Origin of the sequence: Hydrogenibacillus sp. N12 (assembly GCF_019645935.1) — a bacterium.
Lineage (GTDB): Bacteria > Bacillota > Bacilli > Thermicanales > DSM-22653 > Hydrogenibacillus > Hydrogenibacillus schlegelii.
Map to the genome: position 1 here is coordinate 2,626,580 of NZ_CP080953.1, position 24,875 is coordinate 2,651,454.

A 24,875-nucleotide genomic window follows, 5' to 3' on the forward strand; every position below is an offset into this window, starting at 1 on the left:
TTATCACGTTTCAACGCCGTTTTGTCCGCCCGGCGCCAAAAGTTGCCCCGTCCCGAGCTTCCGGCGGAGCGAGGCGAGTTCGATCGCCGTCATCGCCGCCCGTTCGCCGGCGTTTCCCGCCTTCGTCCCGGCCCGCTCGAACGCCTGCTCCAGCGTATCCGTCGTGAGCACCCCGAAAGCGACCGGCACGCCGGTGGCGGCGATGACGTTCTGGATGCCGGAGGCCGCCCCGCCGGCGACATAATCAAAGTGGGCCGTCGCGCCGCGGACGACGGCCCCGAGGGCGATGAGGGCGTCGTAGCGCCCGGAGCGGGCGAGCATGCCGATCGCCCACGGAAGTTCAAACGCCCCCGGTACCCAGACGACGTCGATGCGATCCGGATCGGCGCCGTGCCGCCGAAGGGCGCCCAAGGCCCCGCTTAAAAGCGCTTCGGTGATGAGGCCGTTGAAGCGGCTTACGGCGATGCCGAAGCTGAGCTCCCGGGCGTCGTAGTCGCCTTCAAACGTCCGCACCAAACTCCCCCTCTCCGAAACCTCGCGTCGCCTTAGGCGGCCGGCCGCTGCAGGCGGCGCATGCCGGCCGCCTTTCTCCGGCCTAGAGCCAATGGCCGAGGCGAAGGCGCTTCGTCTCCAGGTAGCGGCGGTTGTGGGGCCCCGGCGCGACGACGAGGGGCTCCCGCCGGACGACGGCGATGCCGAGGGCTTGAAGCCCTCGGATCTTCGCCGGATTATTCGAAAGCAGCGCGATCTCCGTCATGCCGAGGTCCACGAGCATCTCCGCCGCGACGGCATAGTCCCGGGCGTCGGCCGGAAAGCCGAGCTGGTGGTTCGCCTCGACGGTATCGAGGCCCGCGTCCTGAAGGGCGTACGCCCGGATTTTGTTCCCGAGGCCGATCCCCCGCCCCTCCTGCCGGAGGTAGAGGACCGCCCCGCGGCCGGGGGCGGCCACCCGCTCGAGGGCCGCCTGAAGCTGCGGTCCGCAGTCGCACCGGAGCGAGCCGAACGCATCGCCGGTCAGGCATTCCGAGTGGATCCGGACGAGCGGCGGATCGATGCCTTCCGCCCCGCCCAAGCCGGCCGCTTCGGCGTCCGGCGTCGCGCCGGGGCGCTCGCCCCCCGCATCCGGGACAAGGGCGACGTGTTCTGCGCCGCTTGCCCGCTCCCGGTAGACGATGATGCGAAAATCGCCGGCTTCCGTCGGGAGCTTCGCCTCGCCGACCCGCTCGATCAGCGGGTCGACCCGCCGCCGGTAGCGGACGACGTCTTCCACCGAGAGGACCATGAGGCCGTGCCGGCGGGCAAACGCCTCCAGCGCCGCCCCCCGGGCCGGGCGGCCGTCTTCGTCCAGAATCTCACAGATGACGCCGACCGGGGCGGCGCCCGCGAGCCGGGCGAGGTCGACCGCCGCTTCCGTATGGCCCCGGCGGGCCAGGACGCCGCCGGGCCGGGCCCGCAGGGGGAAGATGTGCCCCGGCCGGAGGAAGTCGTCCGGCCCGGCGTCGGGCCGGGCGAGCGCCCGGAGCGTCGCCGCCCGTTCATGGGCGGAAATGCCCGTCGTCGATTCCCGGGCGTCGACGGAGACGGTGAAAGCCGTCCCGAACGGATCCGTCTCCGCCGCTTCGGGCACCATCGGGGGAAGCGCCAGCCGATCGGCGACCTCCGGCGCCATCGGCGCGCAGACGAGCCCCCGCCCTTCGGTGATCATGAAGTTGACCATCTCCGGCGTCGCCCGCTCGGCAAGGCCGACGAGATCGCCTTCGTTTTCTCGCCCTTCGTCGTCGACGACGATGACGAGGCCGCCGGCGCGGAGGCGCTTAAGCGCCGCCTCCACCTTCGCTTCGACCGCGGAAAAGGTCGCCCCTTCGCTCATCGCCCGATCCCTCCGGCGCCGTCCGGCCGGCCGAAAAACCGCCCGTACGGCTCGAGGGCCCGGACGACCAGCTTCGCGATGAGATCGGCCTCCAGGTTCACCGGCGCGCCGACGCCCTTTTCCCCCAGGGTCGTCGCCGCCGAGGTGTGCGGGATGAGGGCCACCTGAAACGCCGTCCCCTCGACCGCCTGGATCGTGAGCGACACGCCGTCGACGGCGATGCTCCCCTTCGGGACGAGGTACGGCGTGACCGCCGCCGGCGCTTCGATCCAGACCTCGGTCCCGGCCCCCGGGCCCGCCTCCGGACGGACGGCGAGGATCGTGCCGATGCCGTCGACGTGTCCGGTGACAAAATGGCCGCCGAACCGGCCGCCGGCGGAAAGCGCCCGCTCGACGTTGACCCGCCGCCCCGGCGCCGCCTCGCCCAAGGTCGTCGCCCGTTCCGTCGCCAAAACGACGTCGACGGCCACGCGCGTCCCCCGGACGTCGACGGCCGTCAGGCAGACGCCGTCGACGGCGAGGGAATCGCCGACGTGAAGCTCCAGGCGTTCCGGAAGTTCAAGGAGAAGCCTCCGCCCGCCGGCGGGCTTCGGTTCGACCGCCCGAATCGTCCCGATCGCTTCGATCAACCCCGTAAACATCGCTCCGTCTCCTTCCCGGCCGAAGCGGCGGCCGACCCTCCGCCGGCCCGCTTTTCGCGACGACGCCCGTCTTCGCCGCCGGCCTCTTTTCATAGGCGGCGCCTCGCCGCTTCTTCCGTGCGACCGGATGAAGCCTGCATAAACCGCGGCCGACCGGTGATGACGAGATCTTCGCCGAGCCGCTCGACTTCCAGCGCCTCAAGCGGCACCGCCGCTTCGAGAGGGACCGGCGGCCCGGCGAGGGTCGGAAGCCCGGCGCCCAGGATTTTCGGCGCCACGAACAGGCTGACGCGATCGACCGCCCGGGCCGCCCAGAAGGCCCCGGCGACCGTCGCCCCGCCCTCGACGAGGACGAGGCGGATGCCCCGCTCGAACAGGACCTGCAGGGCAAAGGCCACGTCCCGGGGGCCGGTGACGATCTCGGCGCCCCGGGCCCGAAGCGCCGCCTTTTTGGCCTCGTCGGCCTCCGGCGTCGTGACGATGAGCACCTCGCCGCGGGAAAAAAGCCGCGCCTCCGGTGGCGTGCGAAGCCGGCCGTCGAGAACGACTTTGAGCGGCTGCCGGGCGCCCGGAAGGCGGGCCGAAAGGTCGGGGTCGTCGGCCAAAACGGTGCCGCTCCCGACGAGAACGGCATCGGCTTCGCTCCGAAGCTCGTGCACCCGGCGCCGGCTCGCCTCGCCGGTGATCCACCGGCTCCGCCCGTCGGCGGCGGCGATGCGGCCGTCGAGCGTCATGGCGAGCTTCAGCCAGACGTACGGCCGGCCGAGCGCCTGTCCGGTGAGATACGGGGCGTTGATCGCTTCCGCCGTTTCCCGAAAAAGCCCGACCTCGACCTCAAGGCCGGCGGCCTGAAGCCGGGCGATGCCGGCGCCGCGCACCCGGGGATCCGGATCCTCTACCGCCACGACGACCCGCTTGAGACCGGCGGCGATGATCGCCTCCGTGCACGGCGGCGTCCGGCCGGTGTGGTTGCACGGCTCGAGGGTCACGTACATCGTCGCCCCTCGGGCCGCCTCCCCGGCCATCCGGAGCGCCTGCACTTCGGCGTGGGCCTCGCCGGGCCGAAGGTGGGCCCCGAGGCCGACGACGCGGCCGTCTCGGACGATCACGGCCCCGACGCGCGGATTGGGGTGCGTCTGACCCCGCGTCCCCCGGGCGAGCTCCAGCGCAAGCGCCATCCACCGCTCGTCCGACATGCGCCTCCCTCCTCCTCAGGCGGCCTCCGGCGCACGAAAAAACCCCGAAGCACAGCGCTTCGGGGTCGGATGAAGTCGGCCGGGCAAGGCGGGCAGGTCCCAAGACAATACGAGTCCCCCGGCATCTCCGGCCAAACCCGCCCGGCGGGCCCGCCGGCCATGCCGCTCCCGCTTTCGCCGTGGCCGTTTCCTTCTCCCATCCGGACTGTACCGTCGGTGTTGGATTCGCACCAAACTCCTGCGGCTTCCGAGTCGCCGGAGGCCGCTCGTGGACTCGTCCGAAGGCTTGGCCTTCGGCATCACCACCGGTCGGGAATTGGCCCGCGCCAAAGGCTCGGCCCGGGCCTCACCCTGCCCCGAAGGAACCGCCACGCCTCGATTTTGGGTCCATTGTACGCGCCGGGCTCTCGGATGTCAACGGCCCGCGGCGCCGGCGCTTACGGCACCGCCTCGAGGCGCTCGACGAGCGCCCCGGCGAGGGCTTCCGCCCGGGCTTCTGCCTCCTCCCGCTCCCGGGCGACGGCGCCGACGTACACCTTGATCTTCGGCTCGGTGCCGCTCGGCCGGACGGCCGCCCAGGCGCCGCCCTCGAGACGAACCTTGATCACGTCGGCCTGAGGCAGCGCAAGCTTCCGGAGGGGCCGGCCGGCGGCGTCCAAGACGGCGCCGGCGCGGTAATCTTCGATCTCGACGACGGGAAGACCCGCCAGCGCCTTCGGCGGCGCCGAGCGGAGGGCGGCCATCATCCGCCCGATCCGGGCCGCCCCCTCGGCGCCCTTCAACGTGAGGGACCGGAGCCGCTCGGCGTGGGCGCCGTACGTTTGATGAAGCGCGGCGAGGGCGCCCACGAGCGTCCGGCCTTCCGCCTTGTGATGCGCCGCCGCTTCGGCGAGGAGGACCGCCGCCTGGACGGCGTCCTTGTCCCGGACGAAGTCGCCGGCGAGGTAGCCGTAACTTTCCTCGTAGCCGAAAATAAACGGAACGCCCTCCCGTTCGAGCGCGCCGATGAGGGCGCCGATGAACTTAAAGCCGGTGAGCACTTCGTAGACCCGAAGGCCGTTCGCTTCGGCGATCGCTTTGCCGAGGTCGCCGGTGACGATCGTCTTGATCACCGCCCCGCCCGCCGGGAGCGTCCCCCGGGCGCGGCGGCCGGCGATGAGGTAATCGAGAAGGAGCGCCCCGATGGCGTTTCCGTTTAGGAGGACGTATTCCCCGTCCGCCGTCCGGACGGCCGCGCCGACCCGGTCGACGTCCGGATCGGTGGCGAGGACGAGGTCGGCGCCGAGGCGCCGCGCCTCCGCCAGGGCGAGACGGAACGCCTCCGGCTCCTCCGGATTCGGCACCGCCACCGTCGGAAAGTCGCCGTCCGGCTCTTTTTGCGCCGCCACGACGTGCACGCGGGCAAAGCCGGCCCGCCGGAGCGCCTCCAGCACCGGGCGGCCGCCGGCGCCGTGAAGCGGCGTATAGACGATCGACAGGGCCCCCTTCGCCGGATCGTCCGGTGCCCGGAAGCCGAGGCCGGCAACCCGCGCCAGGTAGTCCGCCTCGATCTCCGGGCCGACGTCCCGCACCAGCCCGGCGGCCCGGGCTTCCGAAAGGGGCCGCACCGGCACCCGAAACACGTCGTCGTAAGCCGCCATGTGGGCGGTGATCCGCTCGGCGACCTCCGGCGTGATCTGCACGCCGTCCGGGCCGTAGACCTTGTAGCCGTTGTACTCCGGCGGATTGTGGCTCGCGGTGATGACGACACCGGCGTCGGCCGCAAGCGCTCGCACGGCAAACGACAGCTCCGGCGTCGGCGTCACCTCCGGAAAGAGGAGCGCCTCGACGTCAAAGGCGGCGAGCACCTCCGCCGTCGCCTCGGCAAACCGCCGGGACCCCCGGCGGGAGTCGTAGGCGATGATGACCCGGGGCCGGTGGCCGGCGACCTGTTCCCGGAGCGCCGCCGCGAGCCCGGCGGTCGCCCGCCGGACGACGTAGACGTTCATCCGGTTCGTCCCCAGGCCGAGTTCCCCTCGCATGCCGCCGGTGCCGAAGGCGAGGTGGCGGTAAAAGCGGTCGAAGACGTCAGCCTCCGAAAGGCCTTCGAGCTCCGATCGCTCTTCCGGCGAAAGCGGCGCCGCCAACCAGGTCGCGTAGCGGCGCCGGCTCAAATCCCGGAGTGCTTCGTCCACGCGTTTCACCCCCCGTCCAGCGCGATGCCAGGAAAATTATACCGGATTCCCCGGACGCGCACCAGCCGCGTCGGCGGAACGGCCGCCCTCTCCGGCGAGAGCCACCGCCGTCCACCGGAGGTGGTCGACGACGGGACAGGCGAAGAGGTCGTCGAGGTGCGGGCAGCGGCGGTCGAGATCGGCAAGAAGCGCCTCCAGCTGCCGGAGGGCGGCGATCTTCCGGGCGACCTCCTCCCGCTTCGCGCGGATGAAGTCGCCGATCCGATCGCATCGGGCGGCATCGCGGTCGACGATCGCCATGAAGCGGCCGATCTCTTTGAGCGTAAACCCGAGGGCCTGAAGCGTCCGGATGAGCCGCACCCGATCCACCGCCTCCGGCGCAAACTGCCGGTAGCCGGCCGGCGTTCGGCCGAGCGGCCGGAGGAGTCCCTCCGCCTCATACAGCCGGATCGCGTCGCGGCTGACCCCGGTTTGCGCCGCCAGGGCGCCGATCGAAAGCGCTTTTTCCTCGGCCACGGTTTCCCCTCCCCGATTTCAGACGCGCGGCACAGCCCCGAGGCGCCGGCCGCCCCGCGCCTTTTTGACCGGCGCCAAAACGTTTCGCTATTTGTGGTACGGTTCCCCCCGGAGGATCTTAAGCGCCCGGTACAGCTGCTCGTAGACGATCACCCGGGCCAACGGATGGGGGAACGTCAGCGGGGAAAGGGACCAGACGAAATCGACGGCCTCGGGCATTTCCCGGGAAAATCCTTCGCTTCCGCCGATGAGCCAGGCGATGTCCGACCGGCCGGCCATGCCCCAGCGGTCGAGATGCGCCGCCAGCGCTTCCGAAGTGAGCATCGTCCCCCGGGGATCGACGAGGACGCGGAAGACGCCTTTCGGCGTCGCCCGGAGCACCCGGGCGCTTTCGTCGGCCCGAACCCGCTCCCGCTCCGCCGCCGTCTCCGGCGATGGACCGGCCGCCTCCCGCACCTCGATCTCCCGCACCGCCGCCAGATGCGAAAGCCGCCGCCGATAGTGTTCGGCGGCGGCCCGGAGGGGCGCCGGAAGCCGCCCGACTGCCACGACGGAAAACCGGTACATTCCCGCTTCCTCTCTCCCGCCCGCCGCCGGCCGGCGCGCCGGATGAAGCCCTACGGCATCGTCCCGAGGACGGCCGTCGCCTCCCGGCGGACGCCGTCGCGGAAAAAGGCGATTCGCACCGCATCGCCGGGGCGTTTTTTTGTGTACAGCCATTTGCGCAGGACGGCGCCGGTCGGCGTCGGCTGCCCGTCCAGCGCGACGATGACGTCGAGTTCTTTGAGGCCGGCGCCGGCCGCCGGCGATCCGGGCGCCACGTCGACGAGGACGACCCCCTCCGTCACGCCCCGGGGCAAGCGGAGCGTCGTCGCCCAGTCGTCGGAGGAAAATTCCTGAAGGTCCTTGACGCCGATGCCGAGGTAAGGGCGCACCACCCGCCCGGCCGTGGCCAGCGCCTCCAGGACGGGCCGGGCGAAGTTGGACGGGATGGCGAAACCGATCCCCTCGACGCCGACTTCGCTGATCTTGGCGCTCGAGATGCCGATCACCTGGCCGGCGATGTTGAGGAGCGCGCCGCCGCTGTTGCCCGGATTGATCGCCGCGTCCGTCTGGACGACGTCCAGCTCCCAGTCGACGTGCCCGTCGCCGGCGAGGTCGACCGGGATGCTTCGGTTGGTGGCGCTGATGACGCCGACGGTCACCGTCCGGGAGTACTCGAGGCCGAGCGGATTGCCGATGGCGATCGCCGGCTCCCCGACCCGGAGCCGGTCGGAGTCGCCGAACGGAAGGACGGCATACGGTCCGGCCGGCCGAGACACCTGGAGCACCGCGAGGTCGCTCAGCCGGTCGGCACCCCGGACCGTCGCCGGAGCGCGGGAGCCGTCCGGGAAGACGACCTCCACCGCGCCGGCTCCCTCGATGACGTGATGGTTCGTCGCGACGAAGAGCGAGCGGCCGTCATCGGCAAAGATGATGCCCGACCCCGTCCCCTGAAGGAGCGGCGCCGTCCGCCGCTCCCAGAATCCCGGCTGCTCGGCCAGATTGACGACGCCGACGACGCCGACCTCCGTCCGCTCGACGACGTCGCTCACGGCGCTCGTCACCTCGACGCGCATTCGGGACGGAACCGCCGGCGCCTCCCGCGGCGCCATCGGGGCGGGTCCCGGCGCCGGAAGGCGCTCGAGGGCCGCCGCCATGACGGCCGCCGTGACGGCCGCCCCGACGGCGGCGCCGAAGAGGACCGGCCAAAAGCCGGATCGGTGGGGGCGGCGCCGGTCGTCAAACACCCGATAAGGATCCACCGGTCATCCCTGCCTTGCTGGCGTTGGTGGCCTTATCCAGTGTGCCCGTTTTCGCCCGCCGGCAACCGGCCGGCCCAAACGCCCGACCGCTCGAGCGGAAAAAGCGGCGACGGAACATCCGGCCGAGCGACGTCGAGGATCGCCTCGGGACGGGCGTGGCGCCCCCGCCGGACGAGCATCTCCCCCACCGCCCGAAGGGCCAGATCCGGCCGGTTGTTTTCCCGGCTCAGGTGCGCCAGATGGATCCGCTGCGTCGCCGGGCCGACGACGTCGGCCAGAGCATGGGCCGCCTCCTCGTTCGAGAGGTGCCCCACCGGACTGGCGATCCGCCGCTTGATCGGCCACGGATAGCGGCCGCCCCAGAGGAGCGCCGCGTCGTGATTCGCCTCGAACACGTACGCATCGGCCCCCTCGATGACCGCCTTGACCCGATCCGGCACGACGCCGAGATCGGTCACCAGCGCGAGGGACGGCCCGCCGACTTCCGCAAAATGAAACATCATCGGGTCGGCGGCGTCGTGGGAGACGGAAAACGTCGTCACGTCGAGGCCGCGAAACCGGTGCCGGGTTCCGCTCGGAAAGAGGTGCAGCCGGAACGCCGCCCCTTCCGCCCGGAGCGCCTCGAGCCGGGGGGAAAGGGCCGCGTACGTCTTCGGGTTCATAAAGAGCGGCACCGGCGCCCGCTTGAGGAGCGTCCAGAGGCCCCGCACGTGATCGTCGTGCTCGTGGCTGATCCAGATGCCGTCCAGAGCCGTAAGCGTTACGCCGAACGCCCCGAGCGCCGCCTGAATCCGCCGGGCGCTCACGCCGGCGTCGACGAGAAAGCGCATGCCGCCGCCCTCGAGGTAAAACGCGTTCCCCGACGAGCCGCTCGCCAGAATGCTGTAACGCACCGTCATCCCTCATCCGTTCGTTCGACGGACCCGCGGTCCTCGGGCCGCGGCGGCCCGTCGGGAATCGGCGTGCCGAGAAATCCGTTCACATCGAGGGCGCCCGCCCCGGTCACCACCCGCCAGACCGGCACGAGGAACGATTCGCCGCCGGTCGGCTGAACCCGCCGGTACCCCGGCAAAACGGCCTCGATCCGGCTCCCTGGCGGAATCAGCCCCCGATCGGCGAGCGCGTAGACGGCGACCGCCGGCGGGATGAGCGGCCGCGGATCGCCCCCTTCGCCGACGATCCAGAAGCGGCCCCGAAGGCCGACGACGCCGCCCGGCCCTTCCTCCGGATCGAGGCGCGCCTCAAACAACGGATAACCTTCAACGAATTCGATCCACCCGCCGCCGTCCGCCGGCCGGAGTTCGCCGGCGCCGGGAAGATACGCCCGGAGCCACTCCGCCCCCGCAAGCGCCTGCGTCTTGACCGGCGGCGCCCAGCGGAGGACAAGCTCCCCGGTCTCCGGATCGTAGGCAAAGCGCCGCACCGCCGGCCCGTCGCCGGACGCCGCCGGGGCCGGCCTCTCTTTTTCCAGGGAAAAATAGCGAAGCGCCGGGGGCGGCCCCTTCCCCTCCGGCACCGTGAGCCCGAGCTGGGCGAATTTGCTCCGGAGGAGCTCCGCCTCGCCGCTCATTTCGATCACCGCCGCCTCCCGCCTCGACGCTCGCCACTCGGCCCACAGAAAGAGGTCGAGGAGGAGAAAGGCGACGAGGAGAAACGTTTTGGCCCGTTCCCAGTTCATCCCGGCGGCCTCCCTTCCGCCTCATCGGGAGGCAGGACGAGGACGTCCCCGTCGGCCCAGAGGAGAAGCGCCGGGACGAGGCGATAGGCGTCCGGCGACGCCGTCTTTTCTCCGACGAAGACGAGCTGGGAGCGGCGGACCGCCTCCGGCCGGCGGCCCGCCGCCTCGAGCGCCGTCAGGATCTCCTGAACGCCCGGAAGCCGCGCCCGGCCGTCGCCGTCCGGCGGAAGCCAGCGAAAAAGCCCCCGACGGTAGCGGACGACCTCGCCGCCGTCGACGACGACGACGAGGTCCCGCACCGCCCGGGCGGCGCCGGTGATCGGAAAGCCGGAGGCGGTGCCGCCGAAGTGAAACACGGTGCCGTCGGCCGTCGCGCCGATGCCAAGCAGCCGATCCCCGTCGCCCCATCCGGCGTGGCGGTTGACGAAGGCGACCGCCGCCTCGAACGCCTCTCGGGCCGGCCTCGGCCGGCCCGCGGCCGGCGCGAAATAATCCAGCGTCCCCTGCCGCGGGTCGAGGCGGAGGCTCCGGGCGCCGTCCGAAAGGAGCCACGTCCCGTCCCGCTCCCGGGCTTCCCGAAGCGCCCCGAGATCCCCGAGGAGCGCCTCGGCCGCCGCCTCCGGCGGAAGGCCGATCGCCCGGACGACGGCCGCGGAAAGCTCCGCCCCGGCGGCCGGGATGGCCGGTGCAAAGACCGCCGGCGGCGGAGCCCACGGGACGAGGGGGATCGTCTCGCCGCCGGCGAGCGCCGTCTGGACGAGGGCCTCCTCCGCCTGAAGACGCCACGCCTCCGCCCGTCCGGTCGCCCCGTCGATCGCCGTGGCGACGGCGCCCGCCTCTTCGAAGGCAACCCAGAGCGCGTCGACCTCGGGCAAGGTCGGCGGCGGCCAGTCCGGAAACAGCCGGGAAAAGAACGCCGGCGAAAGCCCGACCGACCAGGCGAAGTAAAGCCCCGGCCGCGGCTGAGACCGGCCAGCGGTGCCCGGTCCTTCCGGCCTCCTCCCTCCCTCGCCGGCCGCGCTTTCGCCCGGCGGCCGGTCGGGAGCCGCCCCACCGCCCGGCGCCCCGCCTTCCGGCCTTTTCGCCGCGGGCGCCGGGGCGGCAGGCGGCAGCACCCACCCGCCAGGACGCCCCGGCGGAAGGTCCTCCGGCGGCGCGGTCCGTTCCGCCGGCAAGCGGCGCAGGGCGTCGAAGGCCGCGGCGACCGCCGGCGCCTCGGGCGGGAGAAGGAAGGTCCCGTCGGCCCCGGCGGCGCCGGAGAGCGTCGGCATAAGCAGCGCTTCCGGCGCCGCCTCCCGATCGAAGCGGATCGGCGCCGCGTACGGCGTCTCCCCGACGGAGGCCGTCGGCGCCGGCGGAAGCCAGAGGGCGACCGACAGCCAGAAGCTTAAGGCCACCAAAAGCGCCAGGGCGACGTTTTTTACCCGGGCCATGTGGACGCCTCCCTTCCGGCCTCCGGCGCCCCACCGGCCTTTGAGACGGCCGGCAGGCGGATGACGATCGCCGTCCCGCCGCCCGGCCGCCCTTCGGCCCGGATCGTGCCGCCGTGCCGCTCGACGATCTCCCGGGCGATCGAAAGTCCGAGGCCGCTTCCGCCGTGGGCCCGGGAGCGGGCCTTGTCCACCCGGTAAAACCGCTCGAATACCCGCTCCCGGGCCTCCTCCGGGATGCCGACGCCGGTGTCTTCGACGCGAATCTCGGCGGCCCCGCCGTCCGCCGGACCAAGCGTCACCGTCACCCGCCCCCCCGCCGGCGTGAACTTGAGGGCGTTGGACAGCACGTTGTCCAGCACCCGGTCGAGCATGTCCCAGTCGCCGTCCGCCCACAGATCGGCGCCGGCCGCCTCTAAGGCGAGGGCGATGCCGGCCTGCCGGAAAGCCGGCCGGAACCGCTCTGCCGCGCCCCGGACGAGCCGCTCGAGCGAAAGCGGCACCCGGCGAAGCGGCGCCGCCTCCCCTTCCAGCCGGGCGAGAAAGAGGAGGTCGCCGACGAGGCGGATCATTCGCTCCGTCTCCCGGGCGACGGTGGCGAGAAACTTCGCCTGCACCGCCGGCGGCGGCGGATCGTCGAGGAGCGCCTCGACATGGCTTTTGATCGTCGTGAGCGGCGTTTTCAGCTCGTGCGACACGTCGGCGACGAACGCCTTCTGCCGCGCCTCCAGCCGCTTATCTTCGGTCACGTCGACGAGGACGATGATGGCCCCCGTGCCCCCCGCCTCCGCCACCGGCGACGTCGTCACCCGAACGGTCCGGCCCTCCGGCGTGTCGAACAAGAACGTCCCCGGCCGGGAAAAGAGCGATCCTTCGGCCTCTTCCGGCGCCAGCCCGAAGGCCGCCTCCGCCGGCCGGCCGATCCACCGTTCCGCCGATCCGGTCAGGCCGAGCAACCGGATCGCCTTCGGATTGATCGCCGTAAGCCGCCCCTCCCGGTCGACGGCGAGGACGCCTTCGCTCATGTGGGTCAGGATCGAGGCGAGCCGTCGCCGCTCCCGGTCGGACGCGTCCAGGGCGTCTTTGAGCCGGTCGGCGAGGGTGTTGAACGCCCGGGCGAGGCGGCCGATCTCGTCCTCTCCGTACACCGGCACCCGAACGCCGAAGTCCCCGCCCATCATCGCCTCCGCCTGCCGGGTCAAGGCCTCCACCGGCGCCGCGATCGCCCGGGTGATGAGCCCGGCGACGCCGATCGCAAGCCCCAGCGCCAGCGCGGCGGAGGCGACGTAAAGGCGCATGATGCGGCCGACGTCCGCATAGATTTCTTCCATCGAAGCGACGAGGAGGACGGCGCCGACCGTCGCCCCGTCGTGCTCGATCGGCACCGCGAGGAGCTCTGCCCGCCCGAGGCCCTCCTGAATCCCCCGGCGGGAAGCGGGCATGCCGGCGAGGGCGCTTTTCGCCTCCGGCGCCGTGTTCCGGAGCCCGACGGCGCCGAAATCCGGCGGCGAGGCGGCGAGGATGACGCCGTCGGCGCCCAAGACCTGCACCCGCGCCCCGGCGAGGGAGGAAAGATTTTTGAGCACGTTGTCGATGTCCGCCAGGACGAAATCTTCCCGCTCCCCCGACGCCCGGGCGACGTACGGCGCCAGGTGAAAGGCGAGAAGCTCCCCCTGGGCCGCCAGCGCCCGGGAAAACCGCTCGAGGTGGGCGCCTTCGACGCTCCGGAAGACGAAGGCGCCGGCCGCCTCAAAGGCAAACACGAGGATGAGGCCGAGGCTTGCGGCGAGCTTCGTCCAGAGGCGCATCACGGGCCGGGTCCTTCGTCTTTCGGGATGAAGTAGCCGACGCCGCGGCGGGTGAGGACGATCCGCGGCGCTCCGGGGTCGTCCTCCACCTTTTCCCGGAGACGCCGGACGGTGACGTCGACCGTCCGGACGTCGCCGACGAAGCCGTAGCCCCAGACCCGACCGAGGAGCTGCTCCCGGGAAAGCACCTGCCCCCGGTGCCGGGCGAGCTCGACGAGGACGTCGAACTCTCGCGGCGTGAGCGCCACCGGCCGGCCCTTCTTCGTCACCGCGACCGCTTTGAAGTCGATGACGAGGTCGAACACCTGAAGCCGGGACGCTTCCTGCGCCGGCGCCTTCGCCCGGCGAAGCTGCGCCCGCACCCGAGCGATGAGCTCCCGGGCGGAAAACGGCTTCGTCACATAGTCGTCGGCGCCGAGCTCGAGGCCGACGACTTTGTCCGCCTCGGCGTCCCGGGCCGACACGATGATGACGGGGACGTTCCGGACGTTTCGGAGCCGCCGGAGGACGTCGAGGCCGTCGAGCTCGGGGAGCATGAGGTCGAGGATGACGAGATCGACGCCGTCTTCCGCCGCCCGGGCGAGCCCCGACGCCCCGTCCGCCGCCACCCGAACGCGGAAGCCCGCCTTTTCCAGGTGGTAGGCGACGATATCGGCGATCGGCGCCTCATCTTCGATGATGAGAATCGTCTCCGGCCCCGGCTCCATCCCGCGCCACCTCTCGCGGCCGTTTTTTTCATTATAGCGAAATCCCGGCATAGCGAAATCCCGGCGGGAGCGGAGGCGGCGGTAGAAAAAAGGCGGCCCGCCGAAGCGGGCCGCCATCCGGCCGCCCGACCGGACGCTAGCGACGGCCGACGTATTTCGTCGGGTCCTGCGCCTGGCCGTTGTGATGAATTTCGAAATGGAGATGCACGCCGGTGGCGTGGCCGGTGGCGCCCATGGCGCCGATCGGCTGCCCCTGGCCGACCGACTGGCCGGCGGAGACGTCGATCCGGGCGAGATGGGCATACCACGTCTCGTACCCGCCCGCGTGGCGGATCTTCACGAGATTGCCGTAGCCGCCGTCCCAGCCGGCAAAGGTGACGGTGCCGGCGGCGGCGGCGACGATCGTCCGGTCGGCGACGCCGGAGATGTCGACCGCCGGATGAAACTTCCCCCAGCGCCAGCCGTAGCCGCTCGTGATGTAGCCGCCCCGGGTCGGCCAGAGGAACTGCCCGGCAGGGGCCGACGGCCGCGGCTTCGTGCCGACGACGATGACCGCTTCCACCGGCGGCGTGATCACCCGTTCGTCCACCACCGTCTCTTCGACGACGTCGCCGTTTTCCCGCGTGAGGCGATACGTGACTTCCTTGACGCCGTCTTTTCCGGGTTGCTGGACCCGGCGTTCGCCTTTGTAGAGCGAGGCGTCTTCGATCGTCCGGGTCGTGTACGGCATCGGCACCCGGACGGTCTTCGTCGTCTCGGTTTGGACGACGATTTCCGGCTTCGCCCGCCGGACGAGGATCTCCTGGCCGATCTGGAGGATCGTCTCCGGCGTGAGGCCGGGGTTTAAGGCGAGAAGATCGTCCAGCTTCATGTTGTATCGGGCGGCGATGCCGCTTAAGGTGTCGCCCGGCTGGATGACGACCTTCGCTTCCCCGTCTTCGCCCATGAGCCGCGCTTCGACGTCCGTCTCGTCGTCCACCGCTTCCGGATCGACGACGGCCGGGACGATCTCGACGTCGTTTTTGAGCGCAGCGTCGACAACCGTCTCCGCTTCCGGCTTCGGCGCCGGAGCCGAAAGCCGGGCGATCTTCACCGTCTTCGCCTTGCCGTCGTAGACGAGGGGTTCCCGGGCGACTTTGGCCGCCACCCGGCCGACGATCGCCTCGGCGGCGGCGCGGTTTTTGACGACGCCGATCGTCTTCCCATCGACGACGAGCCGCACCGCCTCGACCTTCACCGCGAGCCGCTCGCCGAGCGCCGCAAGGACGCCGGCGTCGTCGGCCTGTCCCCGATACACCCGTTCGGCGCGAAACTGAAGGGCGTTCGCGACGACGGCCCGGGCGCCGTCCGCCCGGGCGGACGCCTGCCGGAGGCGGCTTTGGATCCACGCGTCGACGGCGTCCGGCGATGAGGCGGCGCCCACGTCTTCGCCGTCGACGAGGACGCGGTAAAGCGTCACCGTCCGGGCTTCGACGTACCGGTCCACGCCGAAGCCGGCGGCGACGAGGGCGGCGGTGATGAGGGCGGCCAACGCCCCTTCTCGGCGCCGCGGCCGGAGGAAGGCGACCGCCGCCCGCCACCCCCGCTTCCCCTCTCCCCAGGCGGCCAAAAGCCGCCGTCGGATCGTCTCGGTGTCCATGCGCTCCTCCTCGCGTGGGGGCGGCCGGCCAGCGGACGAACGGGGTTTTCAATTCTTTGTACACGATACCACGGGATATCGGGAGGGGCAACCGACCCGAGCTGCAAATGATTCTTATTTGATTATATTTGCATCATACTCTCATCCCGATAGGCTGGCGCAAGATTGACAAATTTGTTATACTCCTTCAAAAACGCAAGCCGCACTTTCCCCGTCGGGCCGTTCCGGTGCTTGGCGACGATGACCTCGACGACGTTCGGCTCGTCGGTATCCGGGTGATAGTAGTCGTCCCGGTACAAAAAAGCGACGACGTCGGCATCTTGCTCGATGCTGCCGCTTTCGCGAATGTCGGAGAGCATCGGCCGCTTGTCCTGCCGCTGCTCGACGGCCCGGGAAAGCTGCGACAGGGCCAGGAGGGGAACCTCGAACTCCCGGGCGAGCCCTTTGAGCTGTCGGGAGATCTCGGAGATCTCCTGCTGGCGGCTTTCTCCCGGGCGTCCCCGGCCGGCGATGAGCTGCAGGTAGTCGACGACAATGAGACCGAGGGGGCCCGTCTCCCGCATGAGGCGCCGGAGGCGGCTTTTCATGGCGAATACCGTCAGCCCCGGCGTGTCGTCGATGTAAATCGGCGCCCGGGAGAGGACGTCGATGGCGGCGATGAGCTTTTCCCAGTCGGGATCGTCCGGCGAAAAGGAACCGGTCCGAAGCTTGTGCCCGTCGATCATCGCCTCGGCGGCGAGCATCCGCTGGGCGAGCTGCTCGCTCGACATCTCGAGGCTGAAGATCGCCACCGGCGCCCCGCCCCGGACGGCGACGTTCTGGGCGATGTTGAGGGCGAAGGCGGTCTTCCCGACCGACGGCCGGGCAGCGACGACGATGAAGTCGCTCTTCTGCAGTCCCGAGGTGAGGCGGTCCAAATCGTCGTAGCCGCTCGCGAGGCCCGTCAGCGTCCCTTCCCGCCGGGCGAGGCGGTCGAGCCGGACGTACGTCTCGGTGAGGATGTCCCTCAGGCGCACGAAACCCTGCCGCGACCGCTCGCCGCTTAAGGCGAGGATGTCCTTTTCCGCCTCGGCGAGAATCGTCTCGACGTCATCCGCCTCATCGTACGCCCGCTCGACGATCCGGGTCGCCGCCTGGATGAGCCGCCGGAGGAGGGCCTTTTCCGCGACGATGCCGGCATAGTAGGCGGCGTGGGCGGCGGTCGGCACCATCGCCTGAAGTTCGGCGAGGTAGGCGGCGCCGCCGATCTCTTCGAGGGCCCCCCGCTGCTTGAGCTCGGCAGCGACGGTGACGGCGTCGATCGGCTCGCCGCTTTCGGCGACGGCGAGCATGGCGGCGAAGATCTTCCCGTGTGCCGGCCGGTAGAAGTCGTCCGGCCGGACGAAATCCGAGACGGCGACGATCGCCTCGCCGTCCAAAAGGATCGCCCCCAAAAGCGCCTGCTCCGCCTCCAGCTGGTGCGGCGGCGTCCGGATGAAGGCCATCCCGTCGGCCATCGCTTACGCCTCTTCGATGAGCTCGACGAGGAAACGGGCGGTGACGTCCGGATGGAGCCGGGCGGTGACGGTGTGCCGGCCGAGGGTGCGAAGGGGCTCTTTCATCTCGAGGCGCCGTTTGTCCACCGAAAGCCCCTGGGCCCTGAGCGCTTCGGCGATCCGCTCCGCCGTCACGGCGCCGAAGAGCTTCCCGCCGGTGCCCGCCTTCACCGGCAGGCGGAGGGTGAGGCGCTCGAGCGCCGCCTTCAGCGCCTCGGCTTCCGCCTTTCGCCGGGCTTCGGCTTCCGCCTCCCGGGCCCGGGCTTCTTCGAGACGCTTCAAATTTTCTTCCGTCGCCGGGATCGCCAGCCGCCGGGGAAAGAGGTAGTTGCGGGCGTAGCCGTCGGCAACGGTCTTCACCTCGCCCTTTTTTCCCTGTCCCGGGACGTCGGCGGTAAAGATGACCTTCATGCGCACCCCTCCTCGGCGACGAAAAAAAGGGAGATCGCTCTCCCTTTTTTTCGCCGACGACCTCAGTCGATGACGTACGGCAGAAGCGCCACCTGCCGCGCCCGCTTGATCGCCTTGGTGAGCATCCGCTGGTAGCGGGCCTTCGTGCCGGTCACCCGCCGGGGGAGGATTTTCCCCCGCTCGTTGATGAACCGCTTCAGAAGTTCGACGTCCTTGTAGTCGATGTACTCGATCTTGTTCACCGTAAAGTAACACTGCTTGCGGCGCTTTTTCCGGCGGGCCACTTTGGTCCCTCCTTTCGTCTCGCCGGCCGGCCGACGCCTTCGGCCGACCGGGCCGCGTAAACTCCGGCCGTCCGGTCAAAACGGGAGCTCATCGTCCGACAGATCGATCGGCGTCGCCTCGTCCTGAAACGGATCGACCGCCGGGGGATGGCCGCCGTCGGCCGGGGCCTGCCCGCGGGCGCCGTCGAGGAACTGGACGTTGTCGGCGACGACTTCCGTCACGTACACGCGGCGGCCTTCGTTGTTCTCATAGGACCGCGTCTGGATGCGCCCTTCGACGGCGACGAGGCGCCCCTTGCGGAGGTAGTGGGCGCACGTCTCGGCCAGCTTCTGCCAGGTGACGATCGGGATAAAATCCGCCTCCCGTTCCCCCTGGCCGCGGCCAAAGCGCCGGTCGACGGCGAGGGTAAACGTCGCCACCGCCGTGCCGTTGGCCGTGTACCGGAGCTCCGGGTCGCGCGTCAGGCGCCCGACGAGCACCGCGCGGTTTAGCATCCGCTCCTCCCCCTCTGGCCGCGGCGACCCCGGCGATCGGCTCGCCCGTTCAGGCGGCGTCGTCGTCGTGTTTGACCACGAGGTGCCGGATGATCGTCTCGGTGATGCCGAGGACCCGCTCGACCTCTTTGACCGTCTGCGGCGTGCCGCGAAAGTAGATCACGGTGTAGATGCCTTCCCGGAACTTCTTGATCTCGTACGCCAGGCGGCGCTTGCCCATATCCTCGACCTTCTCGATCTCGCCGCCCTGGGCCCGGATGATCTCCTGGAGCCGCTCCCGGTGTTCGGCGACGGCCTCCTCTCCGAGGTCGGGCCGCAGGATGAAGAGGACTTCGTACCGGCGCACCCCGTTCACCTCCTTCCGGACATGAGGCCCCGCCCCGCAGGCGGAGCAAGGAGACGCGCCTCGAGGCGCGAACTCGCATTCTCGGATTATAGCAAACCCATCGCCTTTCCTCAAGGCCGGTCGCCCTAGACGTTGAAGCGGAAGGTGATGACGTCGCCGTCCTGGACGACGTAATCTTTCCCTTCCAGCCGGACGAGGCCGAGCTCCCGCGCCCGGGCGAGGCTTCCGGCCCGGATGAGATCGACATAAGCGACGACTTCCGCCCGGATAAACCCCCGCTCGAAGTCGCTATGGATGACGCCCCCGGCTTCCGGCGCCCGGGCGCCGGCCGGGATCGTCCACGCCCGAACCTCCTTCTCGCCGGCGGTGAAAAACGTTCGCCAGCCGAGGAGGCGGTACGCCGACCGGATCACCCGGTCGAGGGCCGTCTCCTCGAGGCCGTAGGCGGACAGAAACGCCGCCCGCTCCTCCGGCGGAAGCGCTCGAAGTTCCGCCTCGAGGGCCGCCGAAAGGACGATCACTTCCGCCCCTTCCGCTTCGGCCCGCGCTTCGATGGCGCGAACGTGGGAGGGCGGCGTGCCTTCGAGATAACTTGCCTCGTCGACGTTGGCGATGTAGAGGACCGGCTTTTGGCTGAGCAAAAACAGTTCCCGTAGCATGGCCCGTTCTTCTTCGCCGGCCGGGAACGTCCGGGCCGGCCGGCCGGCGTCGAGGTGGGCCTTTAAGCGTTCCAGCCCGTCGAGGGCCTTTTTCGCCGCCCCATCGCCGCTTTTCGCCTGGCGGGCGGTCCGCTCCAGCCGGCGTCCGACCGTCTCCAGGTCGGCGAGGATGAGCTCCGTCTCGATGACGTCGATGTCTCGGACCGGATCGACGCTCCCGAAGACGTGGGTGACGTTCGGGTCGTCAAACGCCCGGACGACGTGGAGGATGGCGTCGACCTCCCGAATGTGATGCAAAAACTGGTTACCCAGGCCCTCGCCGCGGCTCGCCCCTTCGACGAGGCCGGCGATGTCGACGAAGCGGAACACCGCCGGCGTCGTCTTTTCGGGCCGGAACAACGCCGCGAGGGCGTCCAGCCGGGGATCCGGCACCGCGGCGATGCCGACGTTCGGTTCGATGGTGCAAAACGGATAATTGGCTGCCTCGGCGCCGGCGCCCGTCAGCGCGTTGAAGAGCGTCGACTTGCCGACGTTGGGCAGCCCGACGATGCCGGCGGACCGGCTCATCCCAGCGCCTCCTCGCGTAACGTCTTGTCCCGTTCGTCCGGCCGAAGCGGCGCGATCCAGACGAACGCCTCGTACTGGGTGCTGCCCCGGCCGAGATCGGCGAGCCCGGACGGCGTCAGGGCGTTGATCCCCGGAGTGACGCCTTCCTCGACGACGATCGCCTCCGGGTGAAGCCCCGGCAGCGCCTCGGCCGCCACCTCGACGCGGGCGCGGCCGTCGGTGAGGACGACCCGCGCTCCCGGCGCGATCCCTTCCCAGGCCAACGCCTCCGGCGCGAGGTAGGCGACCGGCGCCGGCGGCCGCGCGGCAAAAAACCGGTGCTGGCCGTGGAGCGAACGCCGGGGGTGAACGGAAAGGAGCCGGTAGCGCCGCGGCCCACCGGCATCCGGCGCTACCGCCGCCGCGGCCGTCCGCTCCGCCCACGGCGGGACAGCGAAGTGAAACCGGCCGTCGGGCGTCGCAAACATCCGCTTCTCCCAGGCGATTCGCTCCGGCACGAGGCGGACGAAGCCCCGGGTGAAGAGCGCCTGCCAGTCCGCCTCCGTCATCCGGTCATCCAGGGCGAGGCGCCAGAAGGCTTCGTCGCTTTGCCGAAAGGCGTCGGCTGCGCCGAGGCGCCGGGCGAGCTCCCGGACGATCCACCGCTCCGGCTTTGCCTCGCCGGGTGGCGGGACGAGGGCTTCCCCGTACTGGATGTAGCCGTGCCACATCGAGCTCACGTAGATGTCCGCCTGCTCAAAGTTGTCCGCCGCGGGAAGGACGTAGTCGGCGACGGCCGCCGTCTCGGTGAGGAAGAAATCAACGACGATCTTCGTGGGGATCGACCGGTAGACGTCCCGCAGACGGTCCGCCTGAGGCGCCTGGGCGAGCGGATTCGCCCGGGCGACGTAGAGGACCGCCGGCGGTGGGTCGAGGCGGGGAATCTCGTCCGCCTGCCCGGCCCGGGTGACGGTCCGGTACGCCCGCCGCCAGTCGGGCCGGGTGATCCGATGAACGGCGATGCTTTCGCCCAAAGCCGTGTGGGCGTAGTCGACGCCGCCGCCGGGGCGCCCGATGCTCCCGGTCAGGGCGATGAGGGCGTCGATCGCCCGGACCGTCGCGCCGCCGAGGCGGTAGCGCTGGAGGCCGTAGCCGAGGATCGCCCGCACCGGCGGCGTCGAAAAGACGTCGATGAGGCGGGCAAACGTCTCCTCGTCGACGTCCGCCGCCCGAAGGAGCGCCGCCCGGTCGGCCGCGAGGACCGCCGCCCGGTACGCCTCAAAACCGGCGGCGTGATGCGCCACGAACGTCCGGTCGAACGCCCCCCGCTCGAGGAGCGCCTGGGCGACGGCGACGGCGAGGGGCCCGTCGCCGCCCGGACGGACGCGGATGACGAGATCGGCCTCCCGATCGAGCGGGCTCGGCATCGGGTTGATGTGGACGAGGCGGCTTCCCTGGGCGCGGGCCTGCCGGAGGAACGGGAGGAGGTGAACGTTGGTCGTCGCGGCGTTCCGCCCCCAGAGGACGATCCCCTTCGCCAGGGGAAGGAGCGCCGGGTCGCTCGTGCGGGCGCCGCCCAGGTCCAGCCGCTGCGCTTCGAGGCCGGCGGACCAGCAAAGGGTGCTCACCGTCTCGGTCATCCCGCCGAGGCGGTTCCAGAGGCGCTCCTCCAGAAGGGTGAGAAGGCCGCCGCTTGCGTAGTCATAACTGTAGAGGATCGCCGTCGGGCCGAAGCGGTCGATCGCCGCCCGAATCCGTTCGGCGATCTCGTCGAGCACCGCCTCCCACGGGACGGGAACGAACCGGTCTCCCACGCGCTTTAAAGGCCGGGTGAGCCGTTTCGGATGCCGGTGGCGGAGGAGAAGCCCCCGGCCGCGGCCGCAGATCTGTCCACGGGTGATCGGGTGGTCGGGATTGCCCCGGAGGTCGACGAGGCGCCCCCCGTCGACCGTCGCGAGCAAGCTGCAGCCGTCAAAGCAGTTCAGGGGACAGGCCGAAAGGCGCTCCATCGCATCGCTCCCTCACGCGCCGGGCGTCGCCTTTTTGAGGACGCGCCGGAGCCGGCGCTCGAATTCCGAGCGGACGAACAAGACCGTTGCGCCGCATCCGGTGCACTTCAGGCGGATGTCCATCCCCATCCGGACGATCGTCCAGGCGTTCGTCCCGCACGGGTGGGGCTTTTTGAGCTCGACGACGTCGCCCAGGTCATAGTCCTTCCGCATCCCGCGTCCCCCCTCCGGACGGCGCTTCCCGGCCTTCTTCCGGATAGCTCTTCCACCCTCGGGCGGCGCCGTCCTGAAGGAGCGCCTGAAGCGCCGCCTTGATCCGCTCGGCGAACGCCGCCGGCGTCTCGCCGGGCCGGGGGAAAAGCGGCGACCCGAAGACGATCCGCACCTTGGCCGGCCGGATCCCCCGCTTCCCCTTCGGCATCGCTTCGCCGGTGCCGAAAAGGGCTGCCGGCAGCACCGGGACGCCGCTTTTGATGGAAAAGTACGCCGCTCCCTCCTTGAACGCCGACTCGGCAAACGAGCGGGAGCGGGTCCCCTCCGGAAAGAGGCCGATCGACCGACCCTCCTTAAGGCGGCGAAGGGCCGTCCGAATGGCCGTCAGATCCCGGCCGGCCCGGTCGACGGGAAAGGCCCCCAGGGCGCGGATGAGCCAGGCGAGCCACGGGTTTTGGAACAGCTCTTTTTTGGCCATGAAAGAAAGCGGCCGCGGGTAGAAGGCCGCGAGGTAAATCGGGTCGAGATTGCTCACGTGGTTGCTCACGACGATGTGGGGGTGCTTCGGGTCGACGTGTTCGCGGCCGTAGACTTCCACCCGGTGATACAGTTTGATGAGCCCGACGGCGATCGGCTTGAGGAGAACGTACAGCATGGCCCTCCCCGCTTTCCACGCCGGGCGTATGCCGACGCCCGGCCGTCGCTATACTAGATGATACCATGCGCCGCGGGGCGGATAAAAGGAGGCCGAGCCGTGCCCGCCATCCATCCCGACCGACCCGGTGGGCGGAGCCGCCTGGAAGCAGCGATCGCCGAGGTGCTTCAGGAGGCCGACGGTCCGTGGGTCTTCCTCTGCATCGGCAGCGATCGGTCCACAGGCGACAGCTTCGGCCCGCTCGTCGGGCGGTTTCTCCGGGCCCGGGGCTTCCCGGCGCCCGTCTACGGCACGCTGGAAGAGACGATCCACGCCGTCAACCTCGACGATGCCCTTCGGGCGATCCGCCGGCATCATCCCGGCGCCCGGCTGTTCGCCGTCGACGCCTCCCTCGGAAATCCGGACGACGTCGGGGCGCTCTCCGTCGGCTCGGGGCCGGTCTACCCCGGCCGGGGCGTGAACAAAACCCTCGCCCCGGTCGGCGACGCCCACCTCGTCGGCATCGTCGGGCCCGCCGGCTGGATGCCGTTTTGGGTGCTGCAAAACACCCGCCTCTCCCTCGTCTGGCGCCTGGCGGAAGCGGCAGCCCAGGCGATCCACGGCGCCTGGCTCCGGACGGTCCTGCCGTGGCCCAAGGCCGAAGACGCCTCCGGCGACCGGGCGACCGGCTGATCAGAGCGCGAGATGGATCCCGCTTCCGGCCCAGAGGGCGGCAAAGGCGACCGCCGGCAAAAGGTCCGCGACGCGGAAACGGCCCAGGCCGGTCATGTTGAGGCCGATCGCGGCGATGAGGACACCGCCGGTGGCGCCGATGAGGTCGACCGCTGCCGTCAGGGACGCTTGCGGGACGAGGGCGGTGATGCCGCCGGCGGCAAGGGCGATCGATCCCTGGAAGAGGACGATCGGCACCGCCGAGAGGGCGACCCCGGCGCCGAACGTCCCGGCGAAGAGGACCGACGTAAACCCGTCGAGGAGCGCCTTCAGGTAAAGCAAGTGGTGATCGTGTTCCAGCCCGCTCTGAAGGGCGCCGAGGATGCTCATCGAGCCGACGCCGAAAAGAAGCGTCGCCGCAAGAAACCCTTCCGCCGTCCGGGACCCGCCGCCGATACGGGCGGTGAGGCGTTCGGAGAAACGGTTCAGCCGCCCTTCGAGGTCCGCCCACCGGCCGACGGCCGCCCCGGCGGCGAGGCTCGCCGTCATGCCGAGGACGTCGTCGCCGGCGAGGGCCATCTTCAGGCCGATCACGACGACCGCCAGGCCGAGGGTCTGAAAGATCGCGTCCCGAAGCGGCGCCACCGCGCGACCGACGGCGAGGCCGATCAGCGTGCCGGCGACGATCGCCAGCCCGTTGACCAACGTGCCGGTGAGGATCATGGGACCTCCGCGGCCGCTTCCGGCCCGAGGAGGAGATCGACGAGCCGCCGGAGATCCTCTTCATCGACGAAGGCGATCTCGATCCGGCCTCTTTTTTCCCCGCGGATCGTCACCGGCGTGCCGAAGCGCTCCCTGAGACGGCTTTCGAGCGCCCGCCGACGGGCCGCCTCCGGCGATCGGTCCGATCGCGCCGGACGACCGGCCGCCGGTTTCGGCCGGGCGGCCCGGAGCGCCTCTTCAAGCTTGCGGACGCTCCATCCTTCTTCCGCCGCCTGTCGGGCGACGGCGACGAGCCGACGCTCGTCGGCGACGCCGGCGAGGATCTTCGCATGCCCCATGGTCAATGTTCCACGTGAAACATACGCCCGTACTTCCTCCGGGAGAGTGAGAAGGCGCAAGGTGTTGGCCACCTGAGAGCGGCTTTTCCCCATCCGGCGGGCCAGCTCTTCCTGCGTCAGGTCGAACCGTTCCATGACCGCCCTGTACGCCTCGGCAATCTCCAGCGGGTTTAAGTCCTCCCGCTGGATGTTTTCGATCAGGGCGACTTCCATCATTTCGGCATCGGACATCTTCCGCTCGACGGCCGGAACGGTCTTGAGGCCGGCCATCTCCGCCGCCCGGACGCGCCGCTCGCCGGCGATGATCTCATAGCCGTGCACCGCCCGCCGGACGAGGATCGGCGTGAGGACGCCGTGGGTCCGGATCGACTCGGCGAGCTCCTTGAGCGCCTCCGGATCGAACGTCTTCCGCGGCTGGTACGGGTTCGGCCGGAGGTCAGCGAGGGGGATCTCCTGAATGCGGTCGTCGTCGGAAATGGAAAGACCCGGGATGAGGGCATCGAGCCCCCGCCCGAGGCCGCCTTTTTTGGCCATCGTCTCCCCTCC

At 70.5% G+C, this 24,875-nt stretch carries 26 protein-coding genes and 1 riboswitch; of the genes, 1 reads left to right on the forward strand and 25 read right to left on the reverse strand.

The window, feature by feature from the left end; genetic code table 11:
- Positions 1 to 3: 3 nt before the first annotated feature.
- From ribH to K2M58_RS12390, 23 genes are all read right to left on the reverse strand, one after another.
- Complete coding sequence (gene ribH / locus K2M58_RS12280; protein ID WP_220677771.1) at positions 4 to 513, reverse strand: 6,7-dimethyl-8-ribityllumazine synthase; 510 nt, start codon at positions 511 to 513, stop codon at positions 4 to 6.
- An 82-nt stretch (positions 514 to 595) separates the two neighbouring features.
- Positions 596 to 1,870, reverse strand: a complete 1,275-nt coding sequence (ribB, locus tag K2M58_RS12285) for a 3,4-dihydroxy-2-butanone-4-phosphate synthase (RefSeq protein WP_220677772.1) — start codon at positions 1,868 to 1,870, stop codon at positions 596 to 598.
- Entirely contained in the window at positions 1,867 to 2,511 is a 645-nt protein-coding gene (locus tag K2M58_RS12290) for a riboflavin synthase (protein ID WP_220677773.1), read from the reverse strand. The genes ribB and K2M58_RS12290 overlap by 4 nt, the downstream gene beginning before the upstream one ends.
- Positions 2,512 to 2,600: 89 nt before the next feature.
- On the reverse strand, positions 2,601 to 3,707 hold the full coding sequence (gene ribD / locus K2M58_RS12295; protein ID WP_220677774.1) for a bifunctional diaminohydroxyphosphoribosylaminopyrimidine deaminase/5-amino-6-(5-phosphoribosylamino)uracil reductase RibD: 1,107 nt from the start codon (positions 3,705 to 3,707) through the stop codon (positions 2,601 to 2,603).
- A gap of 184 nt (positions 3,708 to 3,891) precedes the next feature.
- A riboswitch (FMN riboswitch) is annotated at positions 3,892 to 4,075 on the reverse strand.
- Positions 4,076 to 4,144: 69 nt separating this feature from the next.
- Positions 4,145 to 5,881, reverse strand: a complete 1,737-nt coding sequence (locus K2M58_RS12300) for a phospho-sugar mutase (RefSeq protein WP_252393488.1) — start codon at positions 5,879 to 5,881, stop codon at positions 4,145 to 4,147.
- 36 nt (positions 5,882 to 5,917) lie between these two features.
- A complete protein-coding gene (locus K2M58_RS12305) occupies positions 5,918 to 6,397 on the reverse strand; it encodes a MerR family transcriptional regulator (protein ID WP_220677775.1) in 480 nt (159 codons plus the stop codon).
- An 87-nt stretch (positions 6,398 to 6,484) separates the two neighbouring features.
- Complete coding sequence (locus K2M58_RS12310) at positions 6,485 to 6,964, reverse strand: 23S rRNA (pseudouridine(1915)-N(3))-methyltransferase RlmH (RefSeq protein WP_220677776.1); 480 nt, start codon at positions 6,962 to 6,964, stop codon at positions 6,485 to 6,487.
- Between the two features lie 50 nt (positions 6,965 to 7,014).
- Complete coding sequence (locus K2M58_RS12315) at positions 7,015 to 8,202, reverse strand: S1C family serine protease (RefSeq protein WP_220677777.1); 1,188 nt, start codon at positions 8,200 to 8,202, stop codon at positions 7,015 to 7,017.
- Positions 8,203 to 8,234: 32 nt separating this feature from the next.
- On the reverse strand, positions 8,235 to 9,095 hold the full coding sequence (locus tag K2M58_RS12320; RefSeq protein ID WP_220677778.1) for an MBL fold metallo-hydrolase: 861 nt from the start codon (positions 9,093 to 9,095) through the stop codon (positions 8,235 to 8,237).
- Positions 9,096 to 9,097: 2 nt separating this feature from the next.
- Entirely contained in the window at positions 9,098 to 9,880 is a 783-nt protein-coding gene (locus K2M58_RS12325; RefSeq protein ID WP_220677779.1) for a two-component system regulatory protein YycI, read from the reverse strand.
- A complete protein-coding gene (locus tag K2M58_RS12330) occupies positions 9,877 to 11,313 on the reverse strand; it encodes a hypothetical protein (protein WP_220677780.1) in 1,437 nt (478 codons plus the stop codon). Before K2M58_RS12330 ends, K2M58_RS12325 begins: the two co-directional genes overlap by 4 nt.
- Positions 11,301 to 13,118, reverse strand: coding sequence for a HAMP domain-containing sensor histidine kinase (locus tag K2M58_RS12335; RefSeq protein ID WP_220677781.1), 1,818 nt, complete (start codon positions 13,116 to 13,118; stop codon positions 11,301 to 11,303). The genes K2M58_RS12330 and K2M58_RS12335 overlap by 13 nt, the downstream gene beginning before the upstream one ends.
- Entirely contained in the window at positions 13,118 to 13,825 is a 708-nt protein-coding gene (locus K2M58_RS12340; protein WP_220677782.1) for a response regulator, read from the reverse strand. The genes K2M58_RS12335 and K2M58_RS12340 overlap by 1 nt, the downstream gene beginning before the upstream one ends.
- 136 nt (positions 13,826 to 13,961) lie before the next feature.
- Entirely contained in the window at positions 13,962 to 15,464 is a 1,503-nt protein-coding gene (locus K2M58_RS12345; RefSeq protein WP_220677783.1) for a M23 family metallopeptidase, read from the reverse strand.
- Positions 15,465 to 15,586: 122 nt separating this feature from the next.
- Positions 15,587 to 16,960 carry a replicative DNA helicase gene (gene dnaB, locus K2M58_RS12350; RefSeq protein WP_220677784.1) on the reverse strand — a complete coding sequence of 458 codons (1,374 nt, stop codon included), beginning with the start codon at positions 16,958 to 16,960 and terminating at the stop codon, positions 15,587 to 15,589.
- A 3-nt stretch (positions 16,961 to 16,963) separates the two neighbouring features.
- On the reverse strand, positions 16,964 to 17,410 hold the full coding sequence (rplI, locus tag K2M58_RS12355; RefSeq protein WP_220677785.1) for a 50S ribosomal protein L9: 447 nt from the start codon (positions 17,408 to 17,410) through the stop codon (positions 16,964 to 16,966).
- Positions 17,411 to 17,472: 62 nt separating this feature from the next.
- Positions 17,473 to 17,694, reverse strand: a complete 222-nt coding sequence (gene rpsR / locus K2M58_RS12360; protein ID WP_066201407.1) for a 30S ribosomal protein S18 — start codon at positions 17,692 to 17,694, stop codon at positions 17,473 to 17,475.
- 75 nt (positions 17,695 to 17,769) lie between these two features.
- Positions 17,770 to 18,189: a single-stranded DNA-binding protein gene (ssb, locus tag K2M58_RS12365; RefSeq protein ID WP_220677786.1), complete on the reverse strand. Its 420-nt coding sequence runs from the start codon at positions 18,187 to 18,189 to the stop codon at positions 17,770 to 17,772.
- Positions 18,190 to 18,238: 49 nt separating this feature from the next.
- A complete protein-coding gene (rpsF, locus tag K2M58_RS12370; protein WP_220677787.1) occupies positions 18,239 to 18,535 on the reverse strand; it encodes a 30S ribosomal protein S6 in 297 nt (98 codons plus the stop codon).
- A 125-nt stretch (positions 18,536 to 18,660) separates the two neighbouring features.
- Entirely contained in the window at positions 18,661 to 19,761 is a 1,101-nt protein-coding gene (ychF, locus tag K2M58_RS12375; RefSeq protein ID WP_220677788.1) for a redox-regulated ATPase YchF, read from the reverse strand.
- Positions 19,758 to 21,749, reverse strand: a complete 1,992-nt coding sequence (locus K2M58_RS12380; RefSeq protein ID WP_220677789.1) for a molybdopterin-dependent oxidoreductase — start codon at positions 21,747 to 21,749, stop codon at positions 19,758 to 19,760. Before K2M58_RS12380 ends, ychF begins: the two co-directional genes overlap by 4 nt.
- A 12-nt stretch (positions 21,750 to 21,761) precedes the next feature.
- Positions 21,762 to 21,962 carry a DUF951 domain-containing protein gene (locus tag K2M58_RS12385; RefSeq protein WP_066201392.1) on the reverse strand — a complete coding sequence of 67 codons (201 nt, stop codon included), beginning with the start codon at positions 21,960 to 21,962 and terminating at the stop codon, positions 21,762 to 21,764.
- Positions 21,946 to 22,617: a lysophospholipid acyltransferase family protein gene (locus K2M58_RS12390; protein WP_220677790.1), complete on the reverse strand. Its 672-nt coding sequence runs from the start codon at positions 22,615 to 22,617 to the stop codon at positions 21,946 to 21,948. The genes K2M58_RS12385 and K2M58_RS12390 overlap by 17 nt, the downstream gene beginning before the upstream one ends.
- A gap of 99 nt (positions 22,618 to 22,716) precedes the next feature.
- On the opposite strand from K2M58_RS12390, the gene yyaC reads away from it, so the two are divergent.
- Positions 22,717 to 23,289, forward strand: coding sequence for a spore protease YyaC (yyaC, locus tag K2M58_RS12395; protein ID WP_220677791.1), 573 nt, complete (start codon positions 22,717 to 22,719; stop codon positions 23,287 to 23,289).
- Here the strand turns inward: yyaC and K2M58_RS12400 are convergent, their stop codons facing one another.
- Entirely contained in the window at positions 23,290 to 23,991 is a 702-nt protein-coding gene (locus K2M58_RS12400; RefSeq protein ID WP_220677792.1) for a DUF554 domain-containing protein, read from the reverse strand. It lies immediately after the preceding gene.
- Positions 23,988 to 24,863 carry a ParB/RepB/Spo0J family partition protein gene (locus tag K2M58_RS12405; protein WP_220677793.1) on the reverse strand — a complete coding sequence of 292 codons (876 nt, stop codon included), beginning with the start codon at positions 24,861 to 24,863 and terminating at the stop codon, positions 23,988 to 23,990. The genes K2M58_RS12400 and K2M58_RS12405 overlap by 4 nt, the downstream gene beginning before the upstream one ends.
- Positions 24,864 to 24,875: the final 12 nt, after the last annotated feature.